Source organism: Kluyvera sp. Awk 3 (genome assembly GCF_028069715.1).
GTDB classification, from domain to species: Bacteria; Pseudomonadota; Gammaproteobacteria; order Enterobacterales; family Enterobacteriaceae; genus Kluyvera; species Kluyvera georgiana_A.
The window spans coordinates 1-11,857 of record NZ_JANEWH010000132.1; the positions used below are offsets into that span (position 1 = coordinate 1).

10 protein-coding genes are annotated in these 11,857 nt (G+C 54.7%); 4 read left to right on the forward strand and 6 right to left on the reverse strand.

Annotation, left to right across the window (positions count from 1 at the left end; genetic code table 11):
* Window positions 1–168: 168 nt before the first annotated feature.
* Both NNN71_RS20335 and mgrA read right to left on the reverse strand, forming a co-directional pair.
* Window positions 169–492, reverse strand: a complete 324-nt coding sequence (locus NNN71_RS20335) for a DUF2502 domain-containing protein (RefSeq protein WP_163449396.1) — start codon at window positions 490–492, stop codon at window positions 169–171.
* A 125-nt stretch (window positions 493–617) separates the two neighbouring features.
* Window positions 618–1,616, reverse strand: a complete 999-nt coding sequence (mgrA, locus tag NNN71_RS20340; protein WP_271459209.1) for an L-glyceraldehyde 3-phosphate reductase — start codon at window positions 1,614–1,616, stop codon at window positions 618–620.
* A gap of 172 nt (window positions 1,617–1,788) precedes the next feature.
* Between mgrA and NNN71_RS20345 the strand changes: the two genes are divergently transcribed.
* Window positions 1,789–3,447, forward strand: a complete 1,659-nt coding sequence (locus NNN71_RS20345) for an alpha-keto acid decarboxylase family protein (RefSeq protein ID WP_271459210.1) — start codon at window positions 1,789–1,791, stop codon at window positions 3,445–3,447.
* Here NNN71_RS20345 and NNN71_RS20350 read toward each other — a convergent pair.
* A complete protein-coding gene (locus NNN71_RS20350) occupies window positions 3,444–4,682 on the reverse strand; it encodes an ion channel protein (protein WP_167575293.1) in 1,239 nt (412 codons plus the stop codon). The two genes, NNN71_RS20345 and NNN71_RS20350, sit on opposite strands and share 4 nt — an antisense overlap.
* Before the next feature lie 245 nt (window positions 4,683–4,927).
* Between NNN71_RS20350 and glk the strand changes: the two genes are divergently transcribed.
* Entirely contained in the window at window positions 4,928–5,893 is a 966-nt protein-coding gene (glk, locus tag NNN71_RS20355) for a glucokinase (RefSeq protein ID WP_163449400.1), read from the forward strand.
* A gap of 57 nt (window positions 5,894–5,950) precedes the next feature.
* Here the strand turns inward: glk and NNN71_RS20360 are convergent, their stop codons facing one another.
* Together NNN71_RS20360 and NNN71_RS20365 are read right to left on the reverse strand one after the other, a co-directional pair.
* Window positions 5,951–6,688: a LytR/AlgR family response regulator transcription factor gene (locus NNN71_RS20360; RefSeq protein WP_064543751.1), complete on the reverse strand. Its 738-nt coding sequence runs from the start codon at window positions 6,686–6,688 to the stop codon at window positions 5,951–5,953.
* 12 nt (window positions 6,689–6,700) lie between these two features.
* The gene (locus NNN71_RS20365; RefSeq protein WP_271459211.1) at window positions 6,701–8,398 is read right to left on the reverse strand and encodes a sensor histidine kinase; all 1,698 of its coding nucleotides are present in this window, start codon (window positions 8,396–8,398) and stop codon (window positions 6,701–6,703) included.
* Window positions 8,399–8,788: 390 nt separating this feature from the next.
* On the opposite strand from NNN71_RS20365, the gene alaC reads away from it, so the two are divergent.
* On the forward strand, window positions 8,789–10,015 hold the full coding sequence (gene alaC / locus NNN71_RS20370) for an alanine transaminase (RefSeq protein ID WP_163449402.1): 1,227 nt from the start codon (window positions 8,789–8,791) through the stop codon (window positions 10,013–10,015).
* Window positions 10,016–10,079: 64 nt separating this feature from the next.
* Here the strand turns inward: alaC and ypdK are convergent, their stop codons facing one another.
* The gene (gene ypdK / locus NNN71_RS20375; protein WP_100249902.1) at window positions 10,080–10,151 is read right to left on the reverse strand and encodes a membrane protein YpdK; all 72 of its coding nucleotides are present in this window, start codon (window positions 10,149–10,151) and stop codon (window positions 10,080–10,082) included.
* A 465-nt stretch (window positions 10,152–10,616) separates the two neighbouring features.
* Here ypdK and blaCTX-M point away from each other — a divergent pair, with 465 nt between their 5' ends.
* Window positions 10,617–11,492, forward strand: coding sequence for a CTX-M family extended-spectrum class A beta-lactamase (gene blaCTX-M / locus NNN71_RS20380; protein ID WP_271459212.1), 876 nt, complete (start codon window positions 10,617–10,619; stop codon window positions 11,490–11,492).
* Window positions 11,493–11,857 lie beyond the last annotated feature (365 nt).

Consider the following 11,857-nt stretch of genomic DNA (forward strand, 5'->3'; position numbering starts at 1 on the left):
ATGTTAATCCTGACGTGAAATATCTTGAGGATAAGATACTGGCAGGATTTTTTTGCTCAAGGGCAAATGCTGATAAATAAGAAGCGCAGGATTTGACCATAAAAAAAGAGCCCGTAGGCTCTTTGATTGGTTATTCAGGCATAGCGTGCTGTGCCTGAATAACCGAAATTAGTGGCGACCATGTCCGTGGCCGTGTCCATGACCGCGCCCGCGTCCACGATGGTCATCACGGTCGCCCCAACCGTCGCGATAGCCACGTTCGTAGGCTTTATTACGTTTATCCCAACCGCGGTGCCAGCCGTTGTCGTGGCGATACCAGTGTTTATGCCAGTAATCGCGGTCGCGCCAGCGGCCGCCATCCCAGTAGTTACCGTAATTATCGCGATCGCCAATTTGTAATTTTATGGATGGCAGCAGGGTGATTTCACCAGCATTAGCGAACATCGGGGCCGATGCTAACAACACTGCCGCCAGAATCAGTGACCTGAACATACTTCTCTCCTATACGATCGTGGCCAGAAAGGCCTGTTAACGCAATATTACAATTCGGTAAACACTCGAATTATTGGGTTAACTCTTAAACCGCCAGGAGAGAGCACTTTTTGCTAAAAACGCTGTTATTTTATGCTGCGCAAAATGACATCAATTTCGGCACACTCTGAGGCGCTGAAATGACGGTTTGCCAGCATGCCCACCGCATCGTCCAGCTGTGAAATTTTGCTGGCGCCAATCAGAACCGAGGTGACCGCCTGTTGACGCAGTACCCACGCCAGTGCCATCTGCGAGAGTTTTTGTCCACGCTGTTCCGCCAGTACGTTCAGTTGGCGAACGGCCTCAAGCTTGCTATCGGTGAGCTGTTCTGGCTTGAGGAAGATGCTACCGCTCGCGGCGCGAGAATCGGCGGGAATGCCGTTCAGGTAACGGTCGGTAAGCTGCCCACCGGCCAGCGGCGAGAAGGCGATACAGCCGACCCCTTCCTGCTGTAGCACATTCAACAGGCCGCTTTCCACCCCACGTTCCAGCATGGAGTACTTCGGCTGATGAATAAGGCAGGGGGTGCCCAGATCGTTGAGTATGTCAATTGCCTGCTGTGCGAGTTCCGCCGGGTAGTTGGAAAGCCCAACGTACAGCGCTTTGCCCTGACGGACGACGTGATCCAGCGCGCGCATGGTCTCCAGTAACGGCGTTTCAGGGTCCGGGCGATGGTGGTAGAAGATATCCACATACTCAAGCCCCATGCGCTTCAGACTCTGGTCAAGGCTGGAAATCAGATACTTACGTGAACCCCAGTCGCCGTAGGGACCGTCCCACATGGTGTATCCAGCCTTAGTGGAAATAATCAGTTCGTCGCGGTAAGGGCGAAAATCTTCACGCAGAATGCGGCCAAAGTTACTCTCAGCAGAGCCGGGAGGCGGTCCATAGTTATTGGCGAGATCGAAATGGGTAATACCCAGATCGAATGCGTGGCGCAGCAGTTGGCGGCTGTTCTCTACGCGGGTTTCATCGCCAAAGTTATGCCACAGCCCCAGTGAAACTACGGGAAGCTTGAGGCCGCTGTTGCCGCAGCGCTGAAACGTCATGGTCTCATAACGCGCGCGACTTGCCTGATAAACCATTGTGTCCTCCAGAATATCCGCTTGTGTATACGCTTACACTAGCGAATGTCCATCGACTCGTACACAGCTGAAATCTGTAAAATTTGCTTTCCAGACGACTTTCTTATCAATACTGGACACGCTTAACACTTCTTCAATACTCAAAGAAATAACCGGCTGAAGGAGTGGCACCATGGCTTCGTCCTATACCGTGGCAGATTACCTGCTTGACCGTCTTGCTGACTGCGGCGTTGAGAGTCTGTTTGGCGTACCCGGAGACTACAATCTCCAGTTTCTTGACCACGTCATTGCTCACCGCACGCTTCGTTGGGTGGGCTGCGCTAACGAACTGAATGCCGCCTATGCCGCCGATGGCTACGCGCGAATGCAGGGCTGTGGTGCACTGCTCACCACCTACGGCGTGGGTGAACTGAGCGCGCTGAACGGCGTGGCCGGTAGCTTCGCCGAGCACGTTCCGGTGCTGCATATTGTCGGAGCGCCCTGTACCGGCGCACAGCAGCGTCGCGAATGTTTGCACCACACGTTAGGCGACGGCGACTTCGATCATTTCCGCCAGATGAGTGCGCCAATTTCCGTCGCCCAGGGCGTGCTGACGGCGCGCAACGCCTGCCAGGAGATCGACCGCGTGCTGCAGGCAGTGATGCACCATCGTCGACCGGGCTATCTGCTGCTCCCCGCCGATGTTGCCGCGTTGCCGACGGCGAAGCCTGTAAGCGCTCTCACCATAGCGCCCCTGGTATCGGATACGGCCCAACTTGAGGATTTTGTTAAACATGCGCGCGGCCTGCTGGAGGGATGTCTGCATGTGTCGTTGCTGGCGGACGTGCTGGCTCATCGATTTGGTCTCCAGGCGACGCTCAATCAGTGGATGCGTGCGCATCCCATTCCGCACGCCACGTTGTTGATGGGGAAAGGGCTGTTTGATGAACAACAGCCAGGGTTTGTCGGCACGTACAGCGGCGGGGCGAGCCTGCCGCAAACGCGTGAAGCGATTGAGGATGCGGAGGCGATCATCTGCGTCGGCACCTGTTTTACCGACACCATCACTGCAGGCTTTACTCACCGGATTGCGCCGGAAAAATCAATCGAGGTACAGCCGTTTTCCGCTCGCGTAGGTGCCCGCTGGTTTAGCGGTATTGACATGCAGGCGGCGGTGGACGCGCTGATAACGCTGAGTGAAGAGTTAGCCCCATGGCACACCGATGTCCGGCGGATATCCTCGCCGACGGTGCTCGACACCGGGTATCTGACCCAGCGTCACTTCTGGCAAACGCTGCAGAAATACCTGCAACCGCACGATATTGTACTGGGCGATCAGGGGACGGCTGCCTTTGGTATCGCGGCATTAACGCTGCCCACCGGCGCCAATTTGCTGGTTCAGCCGCTGTGGGGATCGATTGGCTACACGCTACCCGCCGCATTCGGCGCACAAACGGCGTGCCCGGACCGGCGCGTGGTGCTGGTGGTGGGGGACGGTGCGGCGCAGTTAACCATTCAGGAGCTCGGCTCCATGCTGCGGGACAGGCAACGGCCGCTGATCCTGCTACTCAATAACGAGGGCTATACGGTTGAGCGTGCGATTCATGGGCCAGAGCAGCGCTATAACGAGATCAGCCTGTGGAACTGGACCCAACTGCCACAGGCACTGAACCTCGACAGCCAGGCCGAATGCTGGAAGGTGAGCAACGTCGCGCAGTTGAATGACGCGCTGGCGCGTGCTGCGCGCCGCGACAGGCTAATGCTGCTGGAGGTGATGCTCCCCAAAATGGACATCCCTCCGCTGCTTAAAGCCGTTACCGACGCGCTGGAGGCGCGAAATAGCGGCCGTTAATCCTTACGCTTACGCGGCACCATCATTGTGGGTTTCCCCGCCAGCAACAGCCAGGCGGGGAGCATCACGATACACAGTAGCGGCAACAGCGTGGTATCCGGTACGACCACCGCAGCCATAAACAGGCTGAGCCAGGCATCGCGGGTGACCACAAGCACTAATCCCATAATGGCGCAGGAAACGGTAATCGCGGCCGGCACCGCTTCAACGTGCGCATGCAGCATCAAACCCAGCGCCACGGCGACAAATACCGCCGGGAATATGCGCCCGCCGCGGAAACCGCAGGCGGCAGCAACGACCAGCGCCGCCAGTTTACTCAGTGCGAAAAGCATGTAGTCGCCTGCGCCGAAATTTTGCCCGGCAGTCAGCCGCTGCATTTCATCGAGCCCTTTAAACAGCGTTAACGGACCGCCAATCGTGCCGATAATCCCCAGCACAAATCCCCCAACGCCGAGAATCAGTACCGGATGTTTTAAACGGTGAACTAATCCATGCAGATGCGGCAGGCACCAGACGCCAATCATACCGATAGCGATGGCGATGATAGCCACTATCGCGCCGCTGAAAATATCGACGAGGCGCATCGTTTGATAATGCTCGATGGGCAGCGAGAACTGAGGGTGAAAGAACAGGCCTGTGGTCAACGCGCCGGCGGCGGCGGCCAACAGAGGGGCAAACAGGCGATCCCACAACGGCGCGTCGTTACTGCTGGTTAACGTCTGGGAAAAAATGAGCGCGGCGGCAACCGGTGTTCCGAACAGTGCGCCAATCGTCCCGGCGGCAGCGAGAATCGTCCAGTCAAGCGAGCTGACTCGTGGGAAGAAGCGCGCGCCCAGCGCCACGGCCAGCGCAATGTTGACCGACATAATCGGGTGTTCTGGCCCCAGGCTCACACCGCCCGCGAGCCCGAGGATCAAGGCGATCGCCAGCCCAGGCAGATGGGCGACGGGAACCGCGGCGCCGATCAGCGGCTCGCTGGCGGGATCCGGGCCGGCATGACCCGGGCTGTAGCGAATCACCAACCCGACGACAAGACCGGTCATCGTCAGCATCAGGATAATCCACAGCGACGAATTCATATCAATGCCGAGCGCATTCGGTAGGTTACTCCACAGCAGATGCTGAAGCACCGCAGCGATCTTCATCACCACGATCAAAATCAGGCTGGAGGCGACGCCAATCAATACCGCGGGGATGGAGAGCAGCAACATCGTTCGGGCTCGCGGGTGGAGCATGGTGATATCCTTTTTGCTGAATACTGAGTTTACTTTGCATTTTCCTGAGTCAACGTTCAGCGCAAATGGTGCTGAAACGATACGGCTCTACAGGTTATCCCGTTCTGTACCTGTAAAAAAATACGCAAAAAATGTGACCTGGATCGATAATCCTGGGGCGCTCACGTCATCGCCATTGTTGTTAACGCGCCTTGAATTTACAGTGTGGCAAAGATTTATTCTGACTTTAGCGGAGCCGTAACGGAATGACAAAGTTTGCTTTAGTGGGTGATGTTGGGGGCACCAATGCGCGTCTGGCATTGTGCGATATTGCCAGCGGTGAGATTTCGCAGGCGAAGACCTATTCTGGCCTGGATTACCCAAGCCTGGAAGACGTGGTTCGCGTCTACCTCGACGAGCATAACGCGTCGGTGGAAGACGGCTGTATTGCCATTGCCTGCCCGATTACCGGCGACTGGGTGGCGATGACCAACCACACCTGGCAGTTCTCCATTGCGGAAATGAAAAAGAACCTTGGGTTCGCGCACCTGGAAATCATCAACGATTTCACCGCGGTCTCGATGGCGATCCCGATGCTGAAAAAAGAGCATCTGATTCAGTTTGGCGGCACCGAGCCGGTTGAAGGCAAGCCGATCGCCGTTTACGGCGCGGGAACCGGTCTTGGCGTGGCGCATCTGGTTCACGTCGACAAGCGCTGGGTTAGCCTGCCGGGCGAAGGCGGCCACGTTGACTTTGCGCCAAACAGCGAAGAAGAGGGGATTATCCTCGAAGTGCTGCGTGAAGAGATTGGCCACGTTTCCGCCGAGCGCGTGCTCTCCGGTCCTGGCCTGGTGAACTTGTACCGGGCTATTGTTAAGTCGGACAACCGGGTGCCGGAAAACTACAAGCCGAAAGACATTACCGAACGCGCGCTGGCAGACACCTGCACCGACTGTCGTCGCGCGCTGTCGCTGTTCTGCGTGATCATGGGTCGTTTCGGCGGCGATTTGGCGCTGACGCTGGGCACTTTCGGTGGCGTGTACATTGCGGGTGGCATTGTGCCGCGCTTCCTCGAGTTCTTTAAAGCCTCCGGCTTCCGCGGCGGTTTCGAAGACAAAGGTCGTTTCAAAGACTATGTACACCCGATCCCGGTGTATCTGATTATTCACGACAATCCGGGCCTGCTGGGTTCTGGCGCGCATCTGCGTCAGACGTTGGGTCAGGTGCTGTAATACACAAAGCCCGGGGCGTTCCCCGGGCTCTTTCTGCCGCCGATGTCCCGTCAGTGGCTACAAATGCATGATCTGCCGAAACTCTTTTACCTTACTGCGGCTCACCGGCACCTGAAACTCAAGGTCGCGCAGGCGCAGAATGTAGGTGTTATTAAACCACGGCTCTATCTCGCGAATTTTATTCAGGTTCACACAGAACGAACGATGGCAGCGAAAAAAGTGGCTACTCGGCAGCTTGCTGCAAAACTCGGTGATGTTCATCGGCATCACGTACGATTCGCGGCGGGTGTAGACGAAGGTCATCTTCTCGTGCGCTTCAGCGTAGTAGATATCGCTGATCGGCGTCACGATGATGCGCTCATCTTTTACCAGGTTGATGGTGTCGTTTTCACGCGGCGCGCTAGGGCTGCTGCTGACGATGCTCGATTGCTGCTGTTGCCAGGCCGCTTCCAGTTTTTGCAGCATGCTGACGATGCGTGATTCCTGGTACGGCTTCAGAATGTAGTCGAACGCTTCCAGCTCAAAGGCTTCTACCGCATGCTCTTTCCACGCGGTGATAAACACGATAAACGGCTTGTGGGCAAACTGACTGATGTTCTGCGCCAGCAGCACGCCATCCAGTGACGGAATGTTAATGTCGAGGAAGATGGCGTCCACTTTGTTGTGCTGCAAAAATTTCAGCACGTCCAGACCGTCGTCAAAGGTGCCGACAATCTCCATCTGACTGTGCTGCTGAATCAGCCAGGTTAGCTCCTGTTGCGCCAGGAATTCATCTTCGACAATGATGACTTTCATGGGGACTCCGGGTTAAGGCAATAATGTGGCAGTCGCCGGAACGGCCGTGCGCTGGTTTGGAATGTAGAACGCGATTTCGGTTCCTGGATCGAGGCGGCGGATATGCAAGCCCTCGCCGTAGAGCAGTTTAACCCGATGATGAACGTTCAGCAGGCCAATCTTATTGCCGGGCATTTCATTGGCTTCCACCCGCGCGATGACCTGAGGATCGATCCCCGGCCCGGTATCGCGCACGCCAATGCGCACGCGGTTGCCTGACTCGGCAATGCTGATGGTCACCACGCCTTTACCCTTACTGCGCTGAATACCGTGCACGATGGCATTCTCGACCAGCGGTTGGATCAGCAAGCTTGGAATCACGCAGTTCACCTCATCGTCAATATCGTAGATTACCGTCAGCTTGTCGCCAAAGCGCGCCTGCTCAATGGCGATATAGTCCTTAATCTGATACAGCTCCCGACGGATATCTATCTGCTCATCGTCTTTTAATTCAATGTTATAGCGCAGGTAGCGCGACAGATTAAAAATGAGCTGCCGCGCAGTGTCCGGATTGAGGCGAATGGATGATGAAATGGCGTTCAGCGCGTTGAATAAGAAATGGGGATTGATTTTACTCTGGAGCGCGCGCAGCTCTGCCTTATTTGCCATCTCGCGCAGCTGTTCGGCGCGGGAAACTTCCAGCTGCGTGGAGATAATCTGCGACAGCCCAATGGCCATCTCCTGCAACGACGAGGTGATCTGGTGCGCGTGGCAGTAGTAGATTTTCAGCGTACCGGTAATCACGCCTTTCTCCGACAGCGGGATCACCAGCATCGAGTGAATTTCCGGCGTGCGATAGGCTTCATCGTTGTTTTTAATGATGATTTCGCCGTTGTTAATCGCCTGACGGGTGACCGGGCTAATGGAGTCATCGTTATTGTGGTAGTTATCTTCCCCGACGCCGACATAGGCCAGCACGCGTTCGGTATTGGTGATAGCGACGGCGTCGGCGCGAATATCCTGACGAATGATGTCGCAAATCTGCCGCAGAGTGTCGCTGTTAATCTGGCGAAACAGCGGCAGCGTTTTATTGGCAATATCCAGCGCCAGCTTAGCCTGACGCGCGGCGCTGGCCTCTTTCTCGCCCTCTACGCTTTGCACCAGCAGGACAATAAAACCGATGCACACGCTGCCGGCAATCATCGGAATGCCGATCTTCGACACGATATCGACGCCGAGCGCGATGGAAGGTGCCCAAACGACCACCAGAATCATGGTCAGGGTTTCGCACAGCATGCCGCCGAGGATACCAATTTTCCAGTGCAGCTCTTTCGGTACCCGACGGTTAATCAACCCCGACAGGATCCCGGCGATAATACTGGTGATAAAACACGGCACGGCGGTAACGCCGCCTGCGTCAATCAGGTAACGGTGGATCCCGGCAATGACCCCGACGATGCCGCCAACCCACGGGCCAAACAGGATCCCGCCTGACATCACCGCGATAATACGAACGTTAACCAGCGAGCCTTCCACCGGCACGCCGGACCAGGTACTGAAGATGGCGAACATCGAGAAAATGACAGTAACGGCCAGCAGCTCTTTCGCCGTATGGGCCGTTTTGTGCAACAGTTCGCGGAACAGGCGGATGCGGATCAGAAAAAAGAGGCAAATCAGCATTAATGCGGCCCGGTCGTAGACCGCGAGCAGCATATCGAATATTTCGTGCATGGGGGGCCGAATGTTTTCAGTAAAGTCTTATGATAAGTAACCCGGGGGCAGATGACCAGCAGTACGCGGAATAGGGAAAAACCTTAATTTTAAAAGGGGATTGTAGGACAAACGTATTGAACAGGAAGAGATGGCCGCTTCAGGGAGAACTTGAATCACCTGCAATGAAAAGCAATAGATAATTTATTGTTACCATTGTGTTTTATATCCATTGAATTATTTATTTTAATGAATGATTCTTGTTTTCATTAGTTCCTCTTTTTACCGATACAACATTTTTTCGCTTACCCTCTCGACAGCGCTAATTTTTTCAGGTTATTTTCTGTTCATGCCACATCGGTGGCAGCGTCGCTCGAACGGTTCGGGCGCTAACGTAATCCTGAGGAACCTATGGCTGATTCCAGCTCTGAACGCCGTTTTACGCGTATCGATCGCTTACCCCCGTACGTTTTTAACATTACCGCTGAACTTAAAATGGCTGCGCGTCGGCGCGGCGAGGATATTATTGATTTCAGTATGGGGAACCCAGACGGCGCCACGCCAGCGCACATTGTTGAAAAGCTCTGCACCGTGGCCCAACGCCCGGACACCCATGGATACTCGACCTCACGCGGTATTCCTCGCCTGCGCCGTGCTATTTCGCGCTGGTATCAGGACCGTTATGACGTTGAGATTGACCCGGAAAGCGAAGCGATTGTCACCATTGGTTCGAAAGAGGGGCTGGCGCACCTGATGCTGGCTACGCTCGATCACGGTGACACCGTGCTGGTGCCGAATCCAAGCTACCCCATCCATATTTACGGCGCGGTGATTGCTGGCGCGCAGGTGCGCTCCGTACCGCTGGTAGAAGGCGTCGATTTCTTTAACGAGCTGGAGCGCGCCATTCGCGAAAGCTACCCGAAACCGAAGATGATGATCCTTGGCTTCCCGTCGAACCCGACCGCTCAGTGCGTGGAGCTTGAGTTCTTCGAAAAGGTGGTCGCGCTGGCTAAACGCTATGACGTGCTGGTGGTACATGACCTGGCTTATGCGGATATCGTGTATGACGGCTGGAAAGCGCCGTCGATTATGCAGGTGCCCGGCGCGCGTGACGTCGCGGTAGAGTTCTTCACGCTCTCTAAGAGCTACAACATGGCGGGCTGGCGTATCGGCTTTATGGTCGGTAACAAGACGCTGGTTAACGCACTGGCGCGGATTAAGAGCTACCACGATTACGGTACCTTCACCCCGCTGCAGGTGGCGGCAATTGCCGCGCTGGAAGGGGATCAGCAGTGCGTACGAGATATCGCTGCGCAGTATAAGCGTCGCCGCGATGTGCTGGTGAAGGGGCTGCATGAAGCTGGCTGGATGGTTGAAATGCCGAAAGCGTCAATGTACGTGTGGGCCAAAATTCCGGAACACTACGCCGCGATGGGCTCCTTAGAGTTCGCGAAAAAGCTGCTGCAGGACGCCAAAGTGTGCGTTTCGCCGGGCATCGGTTTTGGTGACTACGGCGACACCCACGTACGTTTCGCGTTGATTGAGAACCGCGATCGCATTCGTCAGGCTGTGCGCGGGATTAAAGCCATGTTCCGCGCTGACGGCCTGCTGCCGTCAGAGCAAAAATCGGCGGGATAATTTTCCCGTCGCAGAAATGCAAACAGGAGCCAGATGGCTCCTGTTTTTTTTGCATTTTTATCGACTAGATCATCAGGGCAAACGTGCCGGCAAAAACGATGACCATAAAGGAAATGCCCATAAAGAAATATTTCACGACTCATCTCTCCGCGTATCTTTTTTCTACGCACTTATGAACGGTGGTGGTACTGCGAGCTGGTAACAACCAACGAAAAAAACGGACCTCTTTCGTGGCTGGCATCACCTCAGAATTCTGTGCTGTTGTGCTCCAGATGGCGCTAATGTACGCCTAAAAATTGGGGGATACAAGAGGGGGTTTTTTATTAATTTTTAGTTACTTACAACTGTCGTGATTCGGCGACACTTTAATTTCATACGGTAATAAATTTCATTTTGGCGACGCTTCGTTTGGCTCTGAACAGGGCTATAAACCCTATTGATTTTACGCCTATTTTTCTGGCGTTATTCCGAAAATGCTTTTCTCACTGACTGCCCGGCAGTGGTCGCAGGGGATTGAGAGGGCAAGCGCATTTTTGTTTTTTACTTTTTGTGCTGACTGTGAATACTTCAGCCACACGGATTCAATTTTCAGGAGTTTAAGATGATGAGACATCGCGTTAAGCGGATGATGCTAATGACAACGGCCTGTATTTCGCTGTTGCTGGGGAGTGCGCCGCTGTATGCGCAGGCGAACGACGTTCAGCAAAAGCTGGCGGCGCTGGAGAAAAGCAGCGGGGGGAGGTTGGGAGTGGCGCTGATTGACACCGCCGATAACGCACAGACGCTCTACCGCGCCGACGAGCGCTTTGCCATGTGCAGCACCAGTAAGGTGATGGCAGCCGCGGCGGTGCTCAAGCAAAGTGAAACGCAAAAGAACGTGTTGAGTCAGAAGGTTGAGATTAAATCCTCGGACCTGATTAACTACAATCCCATCGCTGAAAAACACGTCAACGGCACGATGACGCTGGCGGAATTGAGCGCCGCGGCGTTGCAGTACAGCGACAATACGGCCATGAACAAACTGATTGCCCATCTTGGGGGGCCGGATAAAGTGACGGCGTTTGCCCGTGCTATTGGGGATAACACCTTCCGGCTCGATCGTACTGAGCCGACGCTCAACACCGCGATCCCCGGCGACCCGCGCGATACCACCACGCCATTAGCGATGGCGCAGACGCTTCGCAATCTGACGTTGGGCAGTGCCTTAGGTGAAACTCAGCGTGCGCAACTGGTAACGTGGCTGAAAGGCAATACCACCGGCGCTGCCAGCATTCAGGCTGGGCTACCCACATCGTGGGTTGTCGGGGATAAAACCGGCAGCGGTGATTATGGTACGACGAATGACATCGCCGTTATCTGGCCGGAAGGGCGTGCGCCGCTTATTCTGGTCACTTACTTCACCCAGCCGGAGCAGAAGGCAGAAAGTCGTCGTGACGTGCTCGCGGCTGCCGCGAAAATCGTCACCGACGGTTATTAATTCTAAAAAATGTGGAGCGCTCTGTCGCTCCACTTCCAATTTATGCTCCGGTGTTGACTATTCTCTTCGATGTTTTGGCTGCGACCTCTGTATGATAATTAATACTCATCTTTAATGCTGGGTGCTCGTCTTTTCAGGAAGAAAAACTTCCCGTCAAAATGATGTATATTCGCATCATGTCCATGAATTATTGATTTTAAAATAATACCACTAATAATTAATTGTACCGTCGAGTTTTTTTGTAGTAATTATCTGATTTACATTCGCAGAATTCCTGGTCCTTCCCCCGGAAGATTTTTTTCCGCTTTTCTTTTCCTTTAGTTCCAAATGGTTATTTTTTCATCCACCTTTAGAAGGATGAGAAT